A 22,355-nucleotide genomic window follows, 5' to 3' on the forward strand; every position below is an offset into this window, starting at 1 on the left:
CATGCGCCGCTTTGAACTCATCGAGGGAACCGCCAGCAAATTCTGGGAAATCGAGCAGGCAGACACCGAGCTCAACATTCGCTGGGGCCGCATCGGCACCGCGGGCCAGAGCCAGACCAAGTCGTTCGACGACGCCACCAAGGCAGGCACCGCGCTGACCAAGCTGGTGGCCGAGAAGACCGGCAAGGGTTACTCCGAAGTGGGCGTGGCCGAGGCGAAGCCGAAGGTGGAGAAGGCAGAGCCTGCGGAAAAGCCCCCTACGCCGACGGCCGTCGCCGCCAGCACCACGGCCGCGGATGCGGCGCCCACCGAAGGCATCGACAGCCAGGCCGACCGCGTGTTCGAAACCGTGCGCGCGCAGATCGAAGCCGGCACGCTGACCTCCAGCGACACGCTCTCGGCCGGCACTCTCAAGCGCCAGCACGGCGTGAGCGAGCAAGGCGCGGCGCTTGCCTTCAAGCGCCTCAAGAACGAGGGCCTGCTGTCAGGCTGGGGCACCAGTTGCACGCCAGCCAAGGACGCCCAGGCCATCGCGAAAGCACTGGGCGCCGCAGCGCCAAGCGCATCGCACGCAGTTCCCCCCGCGACCAGCGTCGAAATACCCGCAAGCGCCGACACCCCGCCCTGGCTCGCCGCCGGCACGCCCATACGGCTCTCGCCCGACATGCAGCGCGAAGCCTTCCCGTCGCGCCGCTTTCCGCCAAAGCCCTCCGACGAAGCGGTGAGCGTGGCCGCAGCCTGGCTGCCGGTGCGCCGCAAGCTCGAGCTCAACGTCAACATGACCGGCACTGACGCGGCCCTACGGGCGGCCACGCAGCGCATGGTCGACCGCAGCACGCAGCCCGACCCCGCGGCCGACGCCGAGGCCGACACCGTGCTGCTGGCGCTCGCGCTGGGCACCGGGGGCCGCTACAACGTGCACGAGATAGGCAACGTGCTGGTGAACTACCTCGTGAAGCAGTACGGGCTGCCAGCCACCGTCGACATGGCGCTGGCCGCGCAGCAGATCGATGTGCAGACCGCCTACGACCGCGCAACCCAGAAGCACCAGAGCAGCTTCGGCACCGCCGTCGCCCGCCAGATGGGCGACTCTTACTACGGCCCGCTGGGGCAAGGCGAACAGACGCTGCGCGCACACCTGGCGTTGGCTACCCCCGATGTCTGGCAGGACTGCCGCGACCGCATCGAAGCCGGCCTGCCCAAGGTGCACCCCAGCCGTCAGCCCGCGCTGGCAATGCTGCTGCCCGATGCGCCCGAGATCTCGAACACGCTCGTGCACACGCTCGCGGCCGACAAGACCACGCCCGAAACCATGCACTGGCTGCTGCTGACAGCCACCGACCCCGACGCCATCGCGCTGGCCGCGAAGGTCCGCCTGAGCTATTCGACCGGCTTCTGGGGCAGCGGCCCCATGACGAGCACGCTGGTGCAGGAGCGCGGCCTTGACGCGGTGCCGGTGCTGGAGCGCGGCGCCGCCACTGACGATGCGGGCGATGCGCTGGCTTGCATCGGCACGCCCGAAGCCGTGCAGGCGCTGGCCCGCGTGGCGAGCAATTCGAAGGGTGCGCTGGCGCGGCTGGCGCTGGCCGTCGACCGCTGGCCAATGGCGGCCATTCCCGCGCTGTCGAGGCTGGTCGCGGCGGGAGGGAAAGACGCCAACCTCGTCACGCCCAGCCTCACGCGCCTGCTGCGCGCGCACAGCGCGTCCCTGCCGGCCTTGCGGCCCTGGCTCGATGCCGGCGCGCAGGCGGTGATCGACCGGCAACTGGCGCTGCTGGCCGGCCCCACCGAAGTGGCCGACGCGAGCGAGCTGCCCGGCGTGCTGGCAGCGCCGCCGTGGCTCGCCAAGGTGCAGAAGAAGGCGGCCGGCGCGCTCGTGCTGGAGCCGCTGGCGCTGGCGCCGGTGGAGCAGTGGGGCGAAGGCGAGCGCGAGAAGGCGCTGCGCCTGAACTCATGGCAAACCGGCCGCTACGACGCCGCGCGCAAGAACACGGAGGCACTGCTCGACTCGCTGGGCTTCGACAAGGGCAGGATCAGCCTGGCGCCCTTCGCCAAGACCGCCGCGGCGGCCATCGCGGCCGGCGACGCCGACGGCCTGACCGCCAGCTGGCGCGCGATGGTGGCCGAGCGCAAGAAAGACCGCTACTACTGGTTCACCTTCAATGCAAGCTTCTCGGCGCTGCTGCCGGCGGCAATCGGCGTGCCGTTCTGGAATGCGGTCGCAGGCGAAGCCGAGAGCGACAGCATCGGCATGATCCTGGCCACGCACGGCCTCGCCGTGCTGCCGGGGCTGGTGGCCATGGTGCGCTCCAAGCCCACCGACAATCTCTCGTACGCCCTGAACTACGGCGCCGCCGAACTGGCCATGCCGGCCGCGCGCGCCTTCGCCAAGCTCAAGACGCTGCGCGCCGAAGGCCGCGAATGGCTGCTGAAATATCCAGAGCACGCCGCCGCCGGCCTGATTGCGCCCGCGCTCGGCAAGGCCGGCGAAGCACGTGACTGCGCGGGTTCAGCGCTGCGCCTGCTGCAGGCCAACGGCCACGAAGCGCTGTTGCTCGACGTGGCCGGCCGCTACGGCAAGCCCGAAGTTGTTGAGGCGCTGCGCGCCGTGCTCGACGAAAGCCCGCTCGACCGCTTTCCCACCAGGCGCGCGAAGCTGCCCGAGTTCTGGCAGCCGCGCGGCTGGCGCCGACCCACGCTGAAGAACGGCAAGGCCCTGCCCGACGACGTGCTCGACAACCTCGGCCAGATGCTGACCTTTCCGACCAACGAGGAAATCTACGGCGGCATCGCCGTGGCCAAGGAGGCTTGCGACGCCGACTCGCTTGCCGAGTTCGCCTGGGACGCCTTCACCGCCTGGCTCGAAGCCGGCGGCCCGAGCAAGGAAGGCTGGGCGCTCACCGCGCTCGGCTTCTTCGGCAATGACGACACCGCACGCAAGCTCACGCCCTTCATCCGCGCCTGGCCCGGCGAGGCCGCGCATGCGCGCGCAGTGACCGGGCTCGACGTGCTCGCCACCATCGGCAGCGACGTCGCGCTGATGCTGCTCAACGGCATTGCGCAGAAGGTCAAGTTCAAGGGCCTGCAGGACAAGGCGCGCGAGAAGATCGATGCCATCGCCGAAGCACGCGGCCTCAGCACCGAGGAACTCGAAGACCGGCTCGCGCCCGACCTCGGCCTCGACGAGCAGGGCACGATGCGGCTCGACTTCGGCCCACGCGCATTCAAGGTCGGCTTCGACGAAACGCTCAAGCCCTACGTGCGCGAGACCGGCGCCGACGGTGTCGACGGCGCGCGCCTGCCCGACCTGCCCAAGCCCAAGAAGACCGACGACGCCGAACTGAGCAAGGAAGCGGTCGAACGCTTCAAGCTGCTGAAGAAGGACGTGCGCACCATCGCCAGCCAGCAGCTGCTGCGCCTCGAAGTGGCAATGTGCGCGCGCCGCCGCTGGACGCCCGAGGTGTTCCGCATGTTCCTGGTCGAGCACCCGCTGGTGCGCCACATCGTGCAGCGGCTGATCTGGGGCGTGTACGCGGTGCAAGGCAGTGCCAGCTACGGCGGCACGCTGCAGGCCTGCTTCCGCGTGGCGGAAGACGGCAGCTACACCACGGCGGAAGATGATCCGTTCGAACTGCCCGAGGGCGAGAACATCCGCATCGGCGTGCCGCATGCGCTGGAGCTGCCAGCCGCCGACGCAGCGGCCTTCGGCCAGGTGTTCGCCGACTACGAACTGCTGCAGCCCTTCGCGCAGATCGGCCGCGACATCTACACGCTGACCGACGAAGAGAAGAAGAGCCTGAAGCTGGAGCGCTGGAAAGACGCCAAAGTGCCCACCGGCCGCGTGCTGGGGCTGGCCAACAAGGGCTGGCGCCGCGGCCAGGCGCAGGACGGCGGCTGCATCTGGTATTTCAGCAAGCCGCTGGGCACGGACCGCGTGATCGAGCTGAGCCTGGACCCCGGCATCATCGTCGGCATGGTGGACGAATACCCCGAGCAGACGCTCGGCCAGGTGCAGGTGGGCAAGCCCTCGGGCTGGGGCGACATGCGCGATGCCGAGGCGCTGCACCAGCTCGATCCGATTTCCGCCAGCGAACTCATCCGCGACATGGAAGGCCTCAGGGCATGAGGCTGCGCTGCTGGATGTTGGCCACAGGGCTCGCTCTGGCTGTGACCACGGCCGCAGCCCAAGGCATGGCGCCCGAGGTGCCGACGCAGGTCCGCACGGTGGCAACAGGCGGCGAATGGCTCTCGCCGAAAGGCGGCGGCGTGCTCCGCGTCGTGATTGCCGACGAGGGCTTCGAGCATGTGCACTCGCGCCTCTGGATCGAATGGCTGACCATTGGCGAGCGCGGTACGCCACGGCGAACGGCCCGAGTGCTCGTGAAGGAACTGTCGAACGGCATGGCTGTGCTCAGGCTGGACGACCGGGGCGAGGCTTTCCAGGGCGGCAAGATCCGGCTGAGGTCCACCCACACCTATTCTCAAGACAACACGGACATCACGATCGAGACCGGCAAGCCCGGTCACTACAGGATCCTCTAGCTTCACCCGCACCCATCATGGCCACTTCCAGCAAGTCCTCCCCAGACACCGGCGCATCGAACCTGCAGCGCCCGCCAGCCGAGATCCTGTACGCCGCACAGCTCGCGCGGCTGCAGGCGCAGGACAAAGACCCGCGCCCGCCCGGCTGGGTGCTCGGCCTGAAGGCCGCACGCTCGTTCATCCTCGGCGACGCGGCGCTCGACATCGCACCCAAGATCGTCGCGCCCGTGGCCAGCATCGAGCGCATGCTCGTCACGCTGGCCACCGGCCGCGGGCTGATGCTGGTGGGCGAGCCGGGCACGGCGAAGTCGATGCTGTCGGAGCTGCTGGCCACGGCCATCTCTGGCATCTCGACGCTCACCATTCAGGGCGGCGCATCGATCACCGAAGACCAGATCAAATACGGCTGGAACTACGCGCTGCTCATCAACGAAGGGCCGAGCCCGCGCGCGATGGTGCCGGCGCCGCTGTTCCTGGGTATGCAGAAGGGCCAGGTGGTGCGCTTCGAGGAAATCACGCGCGCACCGCTCGAAGTGCAAGACTGCCTGCTCGGCATGCTGTCGGACCGCGTGATGGCGGTGCCGGAGCTGTCGGGCGAGCACGGCATGCTCTACGCGCGCGAGGGCTTCAACATCATCGCCACCGCCAACACGCGCGACCGCGGCGTGAACGAGATGAGCGCGGCGCTGAAGCGGCGCTTCGACTTCGAGACGGTCTTTCCCATTCTCGACTTCGACCGCGAACTGGCGCTGGTGCAGGAATCGTCGACGCGGCTGCTTGCGCAGAGCGGCATTCCGAAGACGGTGCCCGCACCTGTGCTGGAGCTCCTGGTGTCGACCTTCCGCGACCTGCGCGGTGCGCCCGCGAAGGGCGACAACGGCAATGCGGGCAGCGATGCGGCCATGGACCGGCTCACCGCCGTGATGTCCACCGCCGAAGCCGTGAACGTGGCGCATGCGGTCGGCGTGCGCGCCTGGTTCCTCGAACAGCGCGAAGGCTCGCCCGCAGACCTGGTCGACTGCATCGCCGGCACGGTGGTGAAGGACAACGCAGACGACCGCGCAAAGCTGCGGCGCTACTTCGAGCAGAAGGCAGCCAAGCGCAACGGCGCCCACTGGCGCGCCTACTACGAAGCACGCCACCGCCTGCCCTGAACACGCGCCGATGCAGCAACCCCACATCGTCGGCGTGCGCCACCACAGCCCCGCCTGCGCGCGGCTGGTGGCCGAGCGCATCCGCACGCTGCGCCCGGCGTACGTGCTGATCGAAGGCCCAGCCGACTTCAACGAACGGCTCGACGAGCTGTACCTGCCGCACCAGTTGCCGGTGGCGATCTACAGCTATCTCTCGGGCGACCAGACGCACCGCGGTTCGTGGTCGCCCTTTGCCGAGCATTCGCCGGAGTGGCAGGCGCTGCAGGTGGCACGCGAGGTCGGTGCCGCCGTGCGCTTCATCGATCTGCCGGCCTGGCACGACGCCTTCTCGCGCATGGAGAACCGCTACGCCGACGTGGCCGACCACGAACACGAGGAGCGCGCCGAAGCCTACGAGCGCGCGCTGACCGAAAAGCTCTCGGTGCAGGGCCGCGATGCGCTGTGGGACCACCTGTTCGAGGACGGCTGCGATGCGGCCGAGCTGGCGCAGCGCCTCTCGACCTATTTCGACAACCTGCGCGGCGAAGACCGCGGCTCGCAAGGCAACCAGGCGCGCGAGCAGATGATGGCGCGCTGGATCGCCTGGGCGATGGCGCAGCCGGGCGAACCGGGCCGGGCGCAGGCACTGGTGGTGTGCGGCGGCTATCACGCGCCCGCGTTGGCGCGGCTGTGGCAAAGCGTGCCGACTGAACTGCCCGCCACGCCACAACCTTCGCTCGAATCCTCAGACGATGAAGAAGCACCAGGGACGCCCGACCCCGAGGCCATGCTGCGCTTCGGCTCTTACCTCGTGCCCTACACCTTCAAGCGCCTCGACGCCTTCGCGGGCTATGCCTCGGGCATGCCCTCCCCCGCCTACTACCAGTGGGTCTGGGACCACGGCCCCGAGGGCGCCGCACACCGCACGCTGCAGCATGTGATGCAGCGCCTGCGCGAGAAGAAACTGCCCGCCTCCACCGCCGACCTGATGGCTGTGCACTTGCGCGCGCAAGGGCTCGCGCGGTTGCGTGGGCACGAGAAGCCGCTGCGCTCCGACTGGCTCGACGCACTGGCCGGCGCGCTCGTGAAAGACGCGCTCGACGCGCCCCTGCCCTGGACCTATCGCGGCGCGATCCGCCCCGGCACCGATCCCGTGTTGGTGCAGGCCATGGACGTGCTGGCCGGCGACACCGTCGGCCGCCTCGCGCCCGGCACGCCGCAGCCGCCGCTGGTGGCCGCCGTGCAGGCCGAGCTGGCGGCACACGGCATCGTGCTGCGCGGCCAGCTCAAGCTCGACCTGCTGCTCGATGCCGACCGCGCGAAGAGCCGAGTGCTGCACCGGCTGTCGATCCTGCGGCTGCCCGGCGTGCGCCGCACGCAGGGGCCGAAGCTCGCGATGTCGGGCGAACGCACCGAGCTGTGGTCGCTGAGCGAGCCGCTGGAGCAGCAGGCCGCGCTGATCGAGGCCGGCGCCTGGGGCGCGAGCCTGCACGACGCGGCGCGCGCCCGGCTCGAGGACGATCTGCGCCAGGCCCACGGCCGCATCGGCCCGCTGGCCGACGGACTCAACCAGGCCGCGTGGGCGGGGCTGTCGGCACTCAGCGATGCGCTGCTGCGCGAGTTGCGCGGCGCGATTACCAGCGAGCCGCGCTTCGAGGCACTGGGCCCTGCCCTGTCGGTGCTGCACACGCTGCTGCGCCACGGCCAGATGCTGGGCATGGCCGATGCGCCGGTGCTGCGCGTGGTGATCGAATCGGGCTTCGACCGTGCGCTGTGGCTGCTGGAGCCGCCCGCCGCCATCACGCCGGCAGACATGCAGGCGCATCTCGAAGGCCACCTCGCGCTGCGCCGGATCGCGGCCGACGTGCTGGCCCATGCACAGGACAACGCGCACGATACGCACGCACCATCGCTGCTAGACGTGGAGCCGGCCCGTGCGCTCGCCGTATGGCAGCGCAAGGCCGCCGACACCAGCGCCGCGCCCGTGAGCCGCGGCGCGGCGCTCGGCGCAACGCTGAGCCTGGCTGGCCGGATTGCCGATGCTCAAGCGCACAGCGATCACGGCGTGAGCGAAGCCATGCAGCTGCTGCACTCGCTGCCCGCGCCGGTGCTCGGCGACGCGCTCACCGGGCTGCTGGCGCTGGCGCGCGAAACGCTGTCTTCCGAGCCCGCTTTCGTCGCCGGCATGGACCGCACCGTGCAGGCGCTGGACAACGCCGACTTCGTGCGTGCCATGCCCAGCCTGCGCGCTGCCTTCGCCTGGCTGCCGCCGCAGGAGCGCGGGCTGCTGGCCGACCAGGTGCTGGCGCTGCACGACGCCACGCACCTGTCGCGCCGCGCGCTCACGGCCCACCGCGCCGGCGAGGCCGCGCCCGAGCAACTGGCCGAGGCCCGCCGCGTGGAAGACGCCGTGCTCGCGCGCCTCGCGGCCTGGGGCGTGACGCTGGAAGACGCGCAAGGAAGGCCTCACCCATGAGCCTCGACATTCCCGATCCGCTGCAGCGCTGGCGCCTGCTGCTGGGCGACCCCGCCGAATCGGCCTGCGGCAGCCTGAGCGCCGAGGCGCAGGCCGCCGATGCCGCGCTCGACTGGCTCTACGGCCGAGACGGCGACCGTGCGACCCGCGGCGAACGCAGCGCGGGCCTGGGCCCGTCGGCGCTGAGCACGCCGGACTGGATCAACGCCATCCACACGCTCTTTCCCAAGGAAGTGATCGAGCGGCTGGAGCAGGACGCAGTCGAGCGCTACGGCATCGACGAGGTGGTGACGAATCTCGAAGTGCTGGAGCGCATCGAGCCTTCGGAATCGCTGCTGCGCGCGGTTCTGCACACCAAGCACCTGATGAACCCGCAGGTGCTGGCGGCCGCGCGCAAGCTGGTGGCCGAGGTGGTGCGGCGCATCATGGAAAAGCTCGCCACCGAAGTGCGCCAGGCCTTCAGCGGCAGCCGCGACCGGCGTCGCCGCTCGCGCATGAAAGTGGCGCGCAACTTCGACTTCAAGCAGACGCTGGCGGCCAACCTGCACCGCTACGACCCGGAACGCCGCAAGCTCTACGTGGAGCGGCCGGTGTTCATCAGCCGCACCAAACGGCATGCGGAGCCATGGGACATCATTTTGCTGATCGACCAGAGCGGCTCGATGGTCGACTCGGTGATCCACAGCGCGGTGATGGCCGCCTGCCTGTGGCAATTGCCCGGCATGCGAACGCGGCTCGTGGCCTTCGACACCGCGGTGGTCGACCTGACTGCCGACGTGTCGGACCCGGTCGAGCTGCTGATGAAGGTGCAGCTGGGCGGGGGCACCGACATCGCGAAGGCTGTGGCCTATGCGCAGTCGCTCGTCGCCAATCCGCGCAAGAGCATCGTGGTGCTGGTGAGCGACTTCTACGAAGGCGGCAGCGAGCATGAACTGGTGCGCCGCGTGAAGGCGCTGGTCGAGTCCGGCGCGAAGGTGCTGGGGCTGGCCGCGCTCGATTCGAAGGCCGAGCCCAACTACGACCGCGAGATGGCCGCGCGGCTGGTGCGCGAAGGCGCGCAGATCGGCGCGATGACGCCGGGCCAACTCGCCGGCTGGCTGGCCGAGAAGGTGCAGGGATGAGCGGCTCCACGACAACATGGCGCGCCGACCTGCTCGAGCTGACGCCAGAGGCACTGACGGCGCTGGCCAATGCGGGCTTCGTCAAGCGCGCGCAGAAGGACGTGGCGGCCGGCCTGCTGCCGAAGATGGAGACAGGCGCGGACGGCGTGGTGCAGGCGCAGTTCGACGACGGTGTGCGCACCAGCCTGCCGCCGGGACGCACGCTGCGCGACGCGCAATGCAGCTGCCCGGCAAGCGGCATGTGCCGGCATCGGGTGATGCTGGTGCTGGCGTACCAGGCGCAGGCTGCGTCGGCAAAGGCCGATGCGCCGGACACGCCCGATGAGGCTTCGGCAGAGCCGGACGGCGCATGGAGCCCCGCGCAGTTCGACGATGCCGCGCTGGCCGCGAGCCTCGCGCCCTCGGTGCTCGAACAGGCGAACAAGCTCACCGCCGCGCGCCCTGTGGTCGGCGTGCAGGCCTGGCGCAGCGCCAGTGCGCCGCCCGTGGCGCGGCTGCCGATGTGCAGCGTGCGCTTCTTCTCGCGCAGCTCGCTGGTTCATGCGCGCTGCGACTGCAAGCAGGGCAGCGGCTGCGCGCACGTGGTGATCGCGGTGTGGGCCTTCCGGCAAGCCGGCTTGCTGGCGCCCGGTTCGGCGGAGGTGATGGTCGAGGTGCAACCGTCCGCATCCGCGGGCGTGGACACGACGGAACCCGCGCCGCTGCCCTCAGCCATGCAGGGCGAAGCCGCGCTGACCCTGCGCGCGCAGATCGACGCCCTGCTGCTGTCGCTCTGGCTCGACGGTTCCAGCCAGCCGCTGATGGCGCTGGCGGCCCGCTTCGAGGCCGTGCGCAGCCAGGTGCGCGCGCTGGGCTGGAACTGGATCGACGACGCGCTCGACGAACTCTGGCAGCTGCTGCAGGCCCAGCAGGCGCGCAGCAGCCGATTCGAGCCGCTGCGGCTGGTACGCGTGCTGACCGAGCTGTGGGCGCGGCTGCAGGCGGCGGCGCATGCCGGGCGGCCGCAGGATGGCTCTGCGCGGCCCGCGCTACCGGCCAGCCAGATCCTTGGCATCGGCGTGAAGGGCGAGGTCGCGCTCGATCATCTGCGGCTGGTGTCGCTCGGCGCGGAGCTCTGGTCCGACGAGACGGCCGAGGGCGCGAACATTCTCTTTGCCGACCCCGACACGCAGAACGTGACCGTGCTGGAGCGCCAGTGGTCGCGCGAGGCCGATGCGGCGGCCGGCGGCGCGGCGCCCAACCTGCTGAACCGGCGTGTCGCGGGCTTTCCGCTGCGGCAACTGGCGAGCGGACAGGTCATCACCAAGACCGCGACGCGGCGCGCCAACGGGCTGGTCGACATCACGGCGGGCGCGCGGCAGACCGGCGTGCTGCCGCTGTCGCCGAAATCGTGGGACGACCTGGTCGCACCGCTGCGGCAAAACAGCGTGGCGGGGCTGGTGGCGCATCTGAAAGAGGCTCAGCCCGATTTCGTCCGGCCGCGGCAGGCTGCGAGCGGCGCGTCGGCTGGTGCCTCAGGGCAGCTGCATGTGGTGGCGTTCGAACGCATGGAGGTGGCGTCTTGTCACTGGGATGCGGCGGCGCAGGTGCTGCATGCGCGGCTTGGACAGGCGGCGGCGAACGAAGCGAACGAGGCCAAGACCGAAGACGCGCAGCTGCACCTGGCGTTGCCGCATCGCGCGGCCACACCTGGCGCGGTCGATGCGCTGGCACGCGCGCTCGCCGGCGAGTACGGCGCGCTGCGGGCCGTGGCGGGCACGGTGCATCTGCAAGGCAGCCAGGCAGTCATGCAGCCTCTGAGCCTGCTGACGGCGCAGCGCGCCGTGGTACTGCAAGTCGAAGCGGTCGCGCCGAAGCCGCTGGATCTGGAAAGCGACGTCGAGGACGTGCCCGCATTGAATGCGCTGGCCGGCGACACGCTGGAATTGCTGGCGCTGTGGCTGCGCCAAGGCCTGCGCCATCAAGGCGGTGGCGCACTGTCTAAGGCGCAAGCGCAGGTGCTGCGGTTGAAGCAAGCCGGGCTGGGGCGAGGCGCAACGCTGCTGGAGGCCGTGCTCGAGAACCTGCGGTCGGCGCAACGGCCGGCGCTGGTGGCGCAACTGGCAATGCTCGGCTTGCTGATGCAGGGCGTGGCGCAATCGGCCTCGGCATGAAAAAACCCCTGAGCCGGTTCAGGACTCAGGGGTTCTTTGCATGGTGCCGCTTGTCGGAATCGAACTGACGACCTTCCGCTTACAAGGCGGGTGCTCTACCAATTGAGCTAAAGCGGCGAAATTCCAGTGCGTGATTCTAGTAGCGCCAGCCGGCATACCCGGCTGCTCGCTCATGCCACTGCTACTTGATGCGCTTGAGCGAGGGCCTGGTGCCGCCACCGGCCGGCGGGCGCGGCGGCTCGTCGATCGGATCGGCGGGCGAGCCCGCATCGACCGTTTCGTCGCCGTCCTCGCCCGTCACCAGGTGAACGATCTTGCCGGCATCGCCTTCGGTGCCGCGCGAGGCGTCACGCAAGGGCATGCGGGCCGGACCTTGAGGCGAAGGCGCGGAGACCGGGCCATCGCTGCCATCCTGCTCCGCAGGAACCGATGGCGCCGGCGCGGGAAACGCCATGCCCTGTCCGTTTTCGCGTGCGTAGATGGCAATCACGCGCCCAACCGGCACGCTGATTTCACGCGCCGTGCCCGCAAAACGGGCCTTGAACTCGATGAAGTCGTTGCCGAGCTTGAGCGAGCTGGTCGCGTCGAAGCTGATGTTGAGCACGATCTCGCCGTTCTTCACGTACTCGCGCGGCACCTGGACGGTGTCGTCGACCTGCACCGCGACATAGGGCGTGAACCCGTTATCGGTACACCATTCGTACAGCGCCCGGATGAGGTACGGGCGGGTGGAAGACGACTCGAGCGCGTTGATCATGAAAAGCGACGGAAAACGATGGAAGCAGGCACGAAGCTTACTTACTTTCGCATGACCTTTTCAGAAGGCGTGAGTGCTTCGATGTAGGCCGGGCGCGAGAAGATGCGCTCGGCGTACTTCAAGAGCGGTGCCGCGTTCTTGCTGAGGTCGATGCCGTAGTAGTCCAGGCGCCACAGCAGCGGCGCGATGGCCACGTCGAGCATCGAGAAGTTGTCGCCCAACATGTACTTGTTCTTGAGGAACACGGGTGCCAGCTGCGTGAGGCGGTCGCGAATGTGCGAGCGGGCCTTTTCCAGCGCCTTCTCGTTGCCCTTGGTGGTGCGGTTCTCGAGCGTCGAGACGTGCACGAAGAGCTCCTTCTCGAAGTTGAGCAGGAACAGGCGCACGCGGGCGCGGTCGACCGGGTCGCCGGGCATCAGCTGGGGATGCGGGAAGCGCTCGTCGATGTACTCGTTGATGATGTTCGACTCGTACAGGATCAGGTCGCGCTCGACCAAGATCGGCACCTGGCCGTACGGGTTCATCACGCTGATGTCTTCGGGCTTGTTGTAGAGATCGACGTCGCGGATCTCGAAGTCCATGCCCTTTTCGAACAACACGAAGCGGCAGCGGTGGGAAAAGGGGCAGGTCGTTCCTGAATACAAGACCATCATGGCGAGAGACTCCTAAAAATCAAAAAGAGTGGGTCGCGTTGGCAACCCACTCTGTGGGACCGGATGCCCGAGGGTATCCGGTCGGCGTGGACGGAACTACTTGACGTCTTTCCAGTACGAGGCGTTCAGTCGCCACACGAATACCACCGACATGGCCAGGAACAGCAGCACCCACACGCCGATGCGGATGCGGGTGTTCTGTGCCGGTTCGGCCATCCATTGCAGGTAACTCACCAGGTCGCCGACCGCATTGTCGTACTGCACGGGCGTCAGGGTGCCGGGAGTGACTTGCTCCCAGCCCTTGAACACTTCGGTTTCGTGGCCGTGCTGTTCGACCTTGGTGTAGACCGGGCGGCGTTCGCCTTGCAGTTCCCACAGGGGGTTCGGCATGGCGACGCTCGGGAACACGAGGTTGTTCCAGCCGGTGGCCTTGGTGTCGTCGCGGTAGTAGGTGCGAAGGTACGTGTAGAGGTAGTCGGCGCCGGTGCCGCCGTGGCCGGCGCGCGAGCGGGCGACCAGCGTCAGGTCGGGCGGCGTGGTGCCGAACCATTCCTTGGCCTGGCGCGCGTCGATGTTGGCCTTCATGGTTTCGCCGACCTTGTCGGTCGCGAACAGAAGGTTGTCCTTGATCTGCTGCTCGGTGATGCCGATGTCCTGCAGGCGGTTGTAGCGCATGAAGGCGGCCGAGTGGCAGTTCAGGCAGTAGTTGACGAACAGCTTGGCGCCGTTCTGCAAGGCGGCCACGTCGGTCGTCTTGTTGGGCGCCTTGTCCCACGCGATGCCTTCGGACTCGGCCGATGCCGCCGCGGAAAAGGTCAGGCCCAGTGCGAGACCCAGGACCGCGAGCCAGCCGGAAATGCTTTTCTTCATCGTGTTTCTCTCAGCTCTCTTGCGCTTCTGGTTCTCAATGAGCGGCGAAGACCACGCGCTCGGGCACGGTCTTGAACTCGCCCTTGCGGCTCCACCACGGCATCAGCAGGAAGAAGCCGAAGTAGAAGAGCGTGCCGATCTGCGAAATGGTCTGCGCGATGTCGAGGGCGAAAGAGCCGATGACCAGGTTGCCCCAGACGCCGGGCGCCTGGATGCCCAGGTAGCCCAGGATCAGGAAGAAGAACACGAACACGCCGTACACATACTTGTGCCAGTCCGGACGGTAGCGGATCGACTTGACTTCGCTGTGGTCGAGCCACGGCAGGAAGAACAGGATGATGACCGAGCCGCCCATGATGACCACGCCCCAGAACTTGGCGTCGAAGTTCTTGAGCAGGAAGATCACGACAGCCGCCACGACGACGCCGGCAATCTTCAGGCCCATGCCTGACTTGCCCTTGACGAGGTTCCAGATGGCGGCCGCGGCAACGATGAGCGCGAACACGTTGACCATGTCGTCGGTGGTCGCACGCAGCATCGAATAGAAGGGCGTGAAGTACCAGACCGGAGCGATGTGGTTCGGCGTCTTCAGCGAATCGGCCGGAATGAAGTTGTTGTATTCGAGGAAGTACCCGCCGGCTTCAGGCGCGAAGAAGATCACCGCCGAGAAGATCGTGAGGAACACCACCACGCCGAAGATGTCGTGCACCGTGTAGTACGGATGCGACGGAATGCCGTCCAGCGGATGGCCGTCGGGGCCGCGCTTGGCCTTGATCTCGATGCCGTCGGGATTGTTCGAACCCACTTCGTGCAGCGCGATCAGGTGGGCCACCACCAGGCCGAGCAGCACCAGCGGCACGGCGATCACGTGGAAGCTGAAGAAGCGGTTCAGCGTGGCGTCGCTCACCACGTAGTCGCCGCGGATCAGCAGGGCCAGGTCGGGGCCGACGAAGGGAATGGCGGCGAACAGGTTCACGATGACCTGGGCGCCCCAGTAGGACATCTGGCCCCAGGGCAGCAGGTAGCCCATGAAGGCTTCGGCCATCAGGCACAGGAAGATCGCGCAGCCGAATACCCAGATCAGCTCGCGCGGCTTGCGGTAGCTGCCGTACATGAGGCCGCGGAACATGTGCAGGTACACCACGATGAAGAACGCCGAGGCGCCCGTCGAGTGGATGTAGCGGATGAGCCAGCCCCACGGCACGTCGCGCATGATGTACTCGACCGATGCGAACGCCTGGTTCGCGTCGGGCTTGTAGTGCATGACGAGGAAGATGCCGGTGACGATCTGGATCACCAGGACCAGCATGGCCAGCGAGCCGAAGATGTACCAGAAGTTGAAGTTCTTCGGCGCGTAGTACTTGCCCCACTGGTCGTTCCAGAGCTTGCTGAGCGGGAAGCGGTTGTCGACCCAGTTCAGCAGCTTCTCGCTGGCAGGAGCGTTGGGGGAAATCTCGTGGAATTCAGCCATGTTCTTCTTCCGCCTCAGGCCTTCTTGGAGTCTTCACCGATCAGGAGCTTGGTGTCCGACAGGTACATGTGCGGCGGCACCGGCAGGTTGTCGGGCGCGGGCTTGTTCTTGAAGACCCGGCCAGCCAGGTCGAAAGTGGAACCGTGGCAGGGGCAGAGGAAGCCGCCTTCCCAGTCGTTCGGCAGCGAAGGCTGCGGACCGGCCTGGAAGCGGTCGGTCGGCGAGCAGCCCAGGTGGGTGCAGATGCCGACCACGACCAGCACGTCGGGCTTGATCGAGCGGTGCTCGTTCTGCGCGTACTTGGGGGTGAATTCGTCGGGATGACGCTTGGAGAGGGGGTCGGCCAGCTGGCCGTCCAGCTTGGGAAGTTCGGCGATCTGCGCGGGGGTGCGCTTGAGGATCCAGACCGGCTTGCCGCGCCATTCGACGGTGATTTTCTCGCCGACCTTGAGGCCCGAGATATCGACCTCGACCGCGGCGCCCGCGGCCTTGGCCTTCTCGGAAGGCTGGAAAGTGCTCACAAAGGGAACGGCGGTTGCCACGCCGCCCACCACGCCGGCGCAGCTGGATGCAATCAACCACGTCCGCTTGCTGGTGTCGATCCGGGGCGAGCCGGAGGTCATGTCACTCATGGGGATCCTCTTGTCTTCTTCGCTGGAGCAGGAGTCAACCCGCGATTGTAGCGGGGCGCTCAAGGGATATTCAATGGCCGCCATGCGCGTGGCCGGCGAACGACGGCAAGGCGCGCCGCATTCGCGGGGCGCCCGCCGGGGGCGACAAGGGCTGTCGCCGCGGGGACTTCAGTTCAGAAGACCGTGCTGCATCGCCTCGTGGACCGCCTGGGTCCGCGACTTGACGGAGAGCTTGCGATAGATGCTCTTCGCATGAAACTCGATGGTGTTGACCGACAGATAGACCGCGTCCGCGATCTGACGGTTGCTCCAGCCCTGTGCGATGAGGCGCAGCACCTTGAGTTCCCGTGGCGACAGCAGGCCCTGCGGCAGCCTGGCGGAAGAAACCTGCTCCGACGACGGCACCGGGGCCTGGACGCGGATGGGTTCGATCGTGCGCGCCTTCGCGTAGGCGGCAATCGAACCGAGGATGCGCCGCGCGATGCGCGAATCCATCGGCGAGCCGCCGCGCTCGATGGAGCGCAGCAGATAGGCGAGTTCGGCGTCGTCGGCTTCGGTCAGCAGATAGCCGATGGCGCCGGCAGCGATTGCTGCGTTCACGAGTTCCTGGTCGTCGGTTGCCGACATGCCGATGCTCTCGATGCGCGGATAAGCCTGGCGCACATGATGAAGCAGCGCAGCGCCGTCGTTGCCCGGCAGCCGCATGTCGACCAGCACGAGGTCATAGGGCAATGCCGCCAGCAGGTTGAGCGCCTCGGCCCGGCCCGACGCGATCACCACGCGGCGATGCGGCGCGAGTTCGGCGAGGATGCGCCGCATGCGGTCGGCGGCGATGGAATCGTCAGCGACGATCAACGCTGCGTGAAAAACGCCGCCATACAACTGCGCGGCCGATGGCACATGCCGCACGGCGGCGGCGTATTGCATGCTCATTTCCATGACCGCTCTCCTGCCGGCACGCAGCGGACTTCGCCCGCGCTGCATGCGTTTTCAATGCCCAAGAAAAAATTGATCACGCGACGTCCTCTGGCTCTGTGTCTACCCGCAGGTAGCGACGAAATGTTGACTTTCGTTTCAGATACCGCAGGAACGATGCCCGCGCGGAGGAACACCGGGGCGCACGGCGCGCCAGCGCATGTAGTACTTTGATTTCATTGAAGAAATTGCCTCGAACGACCCGAAAAACGAGGGCTTGAGGAGGCCTTGAAAAGGCCGTTTTTTCGCCGTTGTTACGTGCGGGTTACTGCGTGTGTTACGTAGCACCGCGCCACACGAAACGCACTCCGGAACGCGTATCGAAACGTCACCACGCGATTTGCGCGATGTCTGCGAAGCCGCATGGGCGTTGGCTTTGCGAGCACCTCGTTGATTTTCCGATGCGTCGTCAAGCTGCGTGCATACATCCAGAACTACGGATCTCGGTGATGTTCATCGAAGACCTCGATTCCTAGCATCAGTTGCATTGGGTAACGCAATGAAACCCAACCCTGCTTCCACGCGACGAGGGCGCTTGGAAGACCAGAAATGGCAACTGATTCTTCAAGGAAAAAAGTCCAAATGACTACATCCAAGCGCTCCAGCGTTCGCTCGTTCATCGTTCATCGCCCAGGCGTCAGCCGCCTTCTCGCTTCGGTGCTCGTGGGCGCCGGCTATGCGATGACGTTGCCGGTGGCATATGCCCAGGTCCAGGTGGGCGGAAACAACATCAATGTTGTTGGAGGCCCGGGCGCGAACAACGGGATTTTTACTTCTGACGACGGGATCTCCACTCCCAACCTGACAGCCACGAGCTTGACAGCCACGAACGTCAGCGCAGTCACCATCACCGCCAACAACGGCACGATCAATACGTTGAGTTCGGGCAGCATCACGGCCGGCACAGTCGCCGCAGGCAGCATCACCGCAACCCGGGTGACCACAACCAGCCTGAGCGCAACATCGGCAACGGCCACCAACCTGACCTCGACCAGCATCAGCACCGGCACGATCACCGCAGGCACCGTGTCCGCAGGCAACGTCAGTGCCGCGACCGTCACGGCCGGCACCGGCACGGTCACCAACCTGACCTCCACCAGCATCAGCACGGCCACCCTCACCGCAGGCACCGTGTCTGCCGGCAGCGTCAGCGCCACCAACGTCTCGGCCGCCAACGGCACGATCAACAACCTGGCCACGACCAGCATCTCGGCAGCCAACGGCACGATCAACACGCTGAGCGCGAGCAACGTGACCACGGGCAACCTGTCGTCGGGCAACGGCACTATCCAGTCGCTGACCTCGACCAACATCCTGACGACCGGCATCACCGCGACCAACGTGCAGGCAACCAATGTCGATGCCACCAGCGTCGTCACGACCAACCTGACGTCGAACACCGGCAGCATCTCGACGCTCACGTCCACCAACGTCAGCACCACCAACGTGACGGCGTCGAACGGCACCATCAACACGCTGAGCTCCGCCAATGTCAGCACCACGAACCTGACGGCCAGCAACGGCACGATCAATACGTTGAGCTCGGCCAACGTCAGCACGACGAACCTGACGGCGTCGAACGGCACGATCAACACACTGAGCGCAACCAACGTCAGCACTACGGACCTGACGGCTGCAAACGGCACCATCAACACGCTGAGCGCGACCAATGTCAGCACCACAGATCTGACGGCCAACAACGGCACCATCAACACGTTGAGCGCAACGAACGTCAGCACGACGGATCTGACTGCCAGCAATGGCACCATCAACACGCTGAGTGCCACCAACGTCAGCACCACGGACCTGACTGCCAACAACGGCACCATCAATACGTTGAGCTCGACCAATGTCAGCACGACGAACCTGACAGCCAGCAACGGCACGATCAACACGCTGAGTGCTACCAACGTCAGCACGACGGATCTGACCGCCAACAACGGCACCATCAACACGTTGAGCGCCACCAACGTCAGCACCACCAACCTGACGGCCAACGCCGGCACGATCAACACGCTGAGTGCTACCAACGTCAGCACGACGGACCTGACCGCCAACAACGGCACCATCAACACGTTGAGCGCCACCAACGTCAGCACGACGAACCTGTCGGCCAGCAACGGCACGATCAACACGCTGAGTGCCACCAACGTCAGCACCACCAACCTGACAGCCAACGCCGGCACCATCAACACGCTGAGCGCCACAAACGTCAGCACAACGAACCTGTCGGCGAGCCGCGGCACGATCAACACGTTGAGCGCAACCAACGTCAGCACCACCAACCTGTCGGCAGCCAGCGCCACCATCAACGCGCTGACCGCCAATACGGTGAGCGCCACGACGGTGAATGCAAGCACGGTGAACGCCACCACCGGCAACTTCCAGACGGTCACGGCGGCCAACGGCAACATCACGGTGCTGAACACGCAGACCGGCAACATCACCACGATCAACGCCGTGACCGGCAACGTCACGACACTGAACGCGGGCACGGTCAACGTCACGGGCAACGTGACGGCGGGCGGCACCATCACGGCGGGCAACGGCGTGGTCGCCAACGGCCGCGTGCAGAACGTGGCTCCCGGCGTCCTGCCGACGGACGCCGCGAACATGTCGCAGTTGAACCAGGTCCGCAACGAAGTGCAGGACATGCGCAAGACCAGCAGCACCGGTGCGGCCATCGCCCTGGCAGCAGCCTCGGTGCCGGCGCTCGAAGCGGGCAAGAGCTTCGGCATCGGCGTGGGCGTGGGCTCGTACGACGGCCGCTCGGCCCTCGCTGCGGCGGCCAGCTTCCGCATCGGCGAAGGCGCGCAGATCAAGGTGAACATCGGCAGCGGCAGCAGCGGCAAGGTCGGCGGCGGCATCGGCGCCTCCTGGTCCTGGTAATCCGGCCCGGCGTGCCTGCGGCGCCCCTGCGCTGCGGGAACGCCTGCTGATGAAACGGAAGGCCGGCCCCTATACTGGGTTGCCGGCCTTTTTCACTTGCATGAAGGCCGGCATTTCCTGCAGCGGCCGACCTTCTGACCCGTCCATCACACGGCTTCATGAACTCACCTTCTCTCGCCCCCGCACCCTCCACATCGGCAGCAGATGCCGGCAGCCTTCTGGAACAGGGATTGGTGCTGCACCGGGTGGGCCGTTTCGCCGAGGCCATCCAGGTCTACGAAGCCCTGCTGTCGCGCTTTCCGGAGCATGCCGATGCGCTGCACCTGACGGGCGAGGCGCTGTACCGGCAAGGACGACCGAAGCTGGCACTGAACTATGTGAACCGCGCAATCGCGCGGTCGCCGCACCACTTCTACTTCAACACCCGCGCGACGATCTTCATGCACATGGGCCTGCCGGCCGAAGCGCAGCAAGACCTTCGCCGCGCGATCAAGGCGCTGCCGAACTACCCCGAGGCCTACGTGAACCTGTCGGCGGTGTACCGCCAGCAGAAGAAGTTCCGCCAGGCACGCGAGGCCGCGGCCGAAGCCACGCGGCTCGCACCGCAGGCGCCCGCGGCATGGAACAACGCCGGCGCAATCGACATGGAGCAGGACCGCTTCGACGAGGCGATCGTGCAGTTCCGCCAGGCGCTCGCGCTCGACCCTGGCTATGCGGCCGCGCACAAGAACATCGGCAAGATCCGCGCGCATCAAAAAGACTGGGCCTCCGCGCTCGACTCGTACGAGCGGGCTGCAGCCGACCCGCAGGATTGCGAGGCCGCATTCATGCTCTCCAGGGCGCTGCAGAGCTGCGGCCGCACCGAAGAGGCCATCGCACCCATGCAGCGCGCCATGCGCAACTGGCCGGCCGAGGAGCGCCACAAGGCGCTGTGCGACCCCGAAGGCGTGGCCGCGCTCTACGGCGTGTGCGGCGCGCTCGAAGGCGTGTCGATGCGCTTTGCGGAATCGGCCGAGCTCTACAAGCTGGCGCTGGAAAGCCTGCCCGAGCACGAGCTCCTGCTGAACAACCTGGGCACGGTGAACTTCCGCCTCGGCCATTTCGACACCGCCATCCAAGTGCTCAAGAAGGCGCTCGAAGTGCATCCGCGCCAGGTGCTCGCACGCTGCAACCTGGGCGTGACCTATGTGATGGCCGGCCGGTCGGAGGCGGCCATTGCGGAGTTCGAGCAGTGCCTGCGCGACGACCCCGACTTCATGCCGGCCATGGTGTGGATGCTGGGCGAAAAGGCGCACATCGCCGACTGGAACGGCGTGCCCGAGCTGCGCGCCAGGATCGCGGCGCTGCTGGACAACCCGAACAACGACCAGACCGTGTCGTCGTTCATCCTGATGTCGAACTACGACGATGCGCGCCGGCTGATGAACTGGACCCAGCGCTCCGCCACGCTGGCCGACCGGAACACGGGCATCAGGCCTTTCGCCGATGCCGGCGCGCGCCGCACGGCGCCGCGCATCCGCGTGGGCTACTACTCATTCGACTTCCGCAACCACCCGGTCGCGCACCTGACCGCCGAGCTGTACGGCCAGCATGACCGTAAAGATTTCGAAGTCTTCGTCTACTCCTACGGTCCGGACGACGGCCATCCTGCGCGGGCGCGCATCGCCGCGTCGGCCGAGCACTTCGTCGACATGCACGGCCAGTCGATCCAGCAGATGGCCGAGCGCATCCGCGAGGACGAGATCGACATCCTGATCGACCTCTCGGGCGACACGCGCGGCGCCAAGCCGCAGGTCATGGCCTATCACGCGGCGCCGGCGCAGCTCATGTGGCTGGGCTACATGGGCACCAGCGGCACGCCTAACTACGACTACCTGGTGTCCGACAACTTCCTCTCGCCGCCGGGCACGGAAGACTGCTACACCGAGAAGCTGCTGCGCCTGCCCGAGACCTTCCAGGTGATCGACACGAAGCGCCCGGTCAACCCGCAAAAGGCCACACGCGCCGAGCACGGCCTGCCCGAAGACGCCTTCGTGCTGTGCAACTTCTCGCAGTCGTTCAAGATCCAGCCCGAGACCTTCGAGGCGTGGGTGCGCATCGTGCAGGGCATTCCGAACTCGGTGCTGTGGCTGGCACAGGGCCCGCACGGCTTCGAGCACAACCTGCGCGCGCAATGGGACAAGGCGGGCCTGCCGGCCGAGCGCCTGATCGTGTCGCCGCGCATGCCGGTCGACCAGCATCTGGCGCGCATCGGCCTGGCCGACCTGTTCATCGACACCTTCCCCTACAGCAGCGGCGCCACCGCGAACGACGTGCTGTGGTCGGGCGTGCCGCTGCTGGCGCTCACGGGCACGACGATGGTGTCGCGCATGGCGGGCAGCCTGCTCGGCGCCATCGGGCTGCCGGAGCTGGTGGCTACGAACCACGACGAGTACGTGCAGAAGGCCATCCACTACGCCACGCACCCGGAGGAGCTGGCCGCATTGCGCGCGCGGCTCGTGGCGGCCAAGCACGCGCGCCGCGGCTACTTCGACACGCCGCGCTTCGTGCACCATCTCGAGGACGGCTTCAGGCAAATTGCCGCGCGCAGTCGTGAAGGGTTGCCGGCCGCGCATGTCGATGTTGCGCCACGCTCGCTGGAGAAGTGAGCAATCGCGGGCATACTCGACTTTCCTTCAACAGC

Annotated in this window: 14 protein-coding genes and 1 tRNA gene; 8 read left to right on the forward strand and 7 right to left on the reverse strand. The window is 67.1% G+C overall.

The genetic code is table 11. The annotated features are described in order from the left end of the window. Window position 1: 1 nt before the first annotated feature. Genes ACZYSP_RS11475 through ACZYSP_RS11500 form a run of 6 tightly spaced genes read left to right on the forward strand, consistent with a single transcriptional unit; the run spans window position 2 to window position 11,425 of the window. Window positions 2–4,126 carry a WGR and DUF4132 domain-containing protein gene (locus tag ACZYSP_RS11475; protein ID WP_489014184.1) on the forward strand — a complete coding sequence of 1,375 codons (4,125 nt, stop codon included), beginning with the start codon at window positions 2–4 and terminating at the stop codon, window positions 4,124–4,126. Next, the gene (locus ACZYSP_RS11480) at window positions 4,123–4,542 is read left to right on the forward strand and encodes a hypothetical protein (RefSeq protein WP_093075841.1); all 420 of its coding nucleotides are present in this window, start codon (window positions 4,123–4,125) and stop codon (window positions 4,540–4,542) included. Before ACZYSP_RS11475 ends, ACZYSP_RS11480 begins: the two co-directional genes overlap by 4 nt. Window positions 4,543–4,559: 17 nt before the next feature. Next, on the forward strand, window positions 4,560–5,696 hold the full coding sequence (locus ACZYSP_RS11485) for an ATP-binding protein (RefSeq protein ID WP_093075842.1): 1,137 nt from the start codon (window positions 4,560–4,562) through the stop codon (window positions 5,694–5,696). A gap of 10 nt (window positions 5,697–5,706) precedes the next feature. Continuing rightward, window positions 5,707–8,151: a DUF5682 family protein gene (locus tag ACZYSP_RS11490; RefSeq protein ID WP_489014187.1), complete on the forward strand. Its 2,445-nt coding sequence runs from the start codon at window positions 5,707–5,709 to the stop codon at window positions 8,149–8,151. Further along, complete coding sequence (locus tag ACZYSP_RS11495) at window positions 8,148–9,272, forward strand: VWA domain-containing protein (RefSeq protein WP_093172457.1); 1,125 nt, start codon at window positions 8,148–8,150, stop codon at window positions 9,270–9,272. Before ACZYSP_RS11490 ends, ACZYSP_RS11495 begins: the two co-directional genes overlap by 4 nt. Further along, entirely contained in the window at window positions 9,269–11,425 is a 2,157-nt protein-coding gene (locus ACZYSP_RS11500) for an SWIM zinc finger family protein (RefSeq protein WP_489014189.1), read from the forward strand. Before ACZYSP_RS11495 ends, ACZYSP_RS11500 begins: the two co-directional genes overlap by 4 nt. Before the next feature lie 41 nt (window positions 11,426–11,466). Here ACZYSP_RS11500 and ACZYSP_RS11505 read toward each other — a convergent pair. The 7 genes from ACZYSP_RS11505 to ACZYSP_RS11535 form a co-directional block, all read right to left on the reverse strand. Beyond that, window positions 11,467–11,542, reverse strand: a tRNA-Thr gene (locus ACZYSP_RS11505). Between the two features lie 64 nt (window positions 11,543–11,606). After that, window positions 11,607–12,182, reverse strand: coding sequence for a ClpXP protease specificity-enhancing factor (locus ACZYSP_RS11510; protein ID WP_489014191.1), 576 nt, complete (start codon window positions 12,180–12,182; stop codon window positions 11,607–11,609). Between the two features lie 41 nt (window positions 12,183–12,223). Further along, window positions 12,224–12,835, reverse strand: a complete 612-nt coding sequence (locus ACZYSP_RS11515; RefSeq protein ID WP_007835362.1) for a glutathione S-transferase N-terminal domain-containing protein — start codon at window positions 12,833–12,835, stop codon at window positions 12,224–12,226. Between the two features lie 96 nt (window positions 12,836–12,931). Further along, the gene (locus ACZYSP_RS11520) at window positions 12,932–13,705 is read right to left on the reverse strand and encodes a cytochrome c1 (protein WP_093048682.1); all 774 of its coding nucleotides are present in this window, start codon (window positions 13,703–13,705) and stop codon (window positions 12,932–12,934) included. Between the two features lie 34 nt (window positions 13,706–13,739). Then, on the reverse strand, window positions 13,740–15,176 hold the full coding sequence (locus tag ACZYSP_RS11525) for a cytochrome b (protein WP_489014195.1): 1,437 nt from the start codon (window positions 15,174–15,176) through the stop codon (window positions 13,740–13,742). Between the two features lie 14 nt (window positions 15,177–15,190). Continuing rightward, window positions 15,191–15,808, reverse strand: a complete 618-nt coding sequence (gene petA, locus ACZYSP_RS11530; RefSeq protein ID WP_093048676.1) for a ubiquinol-cytochrome c reductase iron-sulfur subunit — start codon at window positions 15,806–15,808, stop codon at window positions 15,191–15,193. A 168-nt stretch (window positions 15,809–15,976) separates the two neighbouring features. Further along, on the reverse strand, window positions 15,977–16,747 hold the full coding sequence (locus ACZYSP_RS11535) for a response regulator transcription factor (protein ID WP_093048673.1): 771 nt from the start codon (window positions 16,745–16,747) through the stop codon (window positions 15,977–15,979). Between the two features lie 618 nt (window positions 16,748–17,365). Between ACZYSP_RS11535 and ACZYSP_RS11540 the strand changes: the two genes are divergently transcribed. Continuing rightward, a complete protein-coding gene (locus ACZYSP_RS11540; RefSeq protein ID WP_489014198.1) occupies window positions 17,366–19,672 on the forward strand; it encodes a YadA-like family protein in 2,307 nt (768 codons plus the stop codon). A gap of 158 nt (window positions 19,673–19,830) precedes the next feature. Continuing rightward, the gene (locus tag ACZYSP_RS11545; RefSeq protein ID WP_489014200.1) at window positions 19,831–22,320 is read left to right on the forward strand and encodes a tetratricopeptide repeat protein; all 2,490 of its coding nucleotides are present in this window, start codon (window positions 19,831–19,833) and stop codon (window positions 22,318–22,320) included. Window positions 22,321–22,355: the final 35 nt, after the last annotated feature.

Source organism: Variovorax sp. F042, from assembly GCF_057814215.1.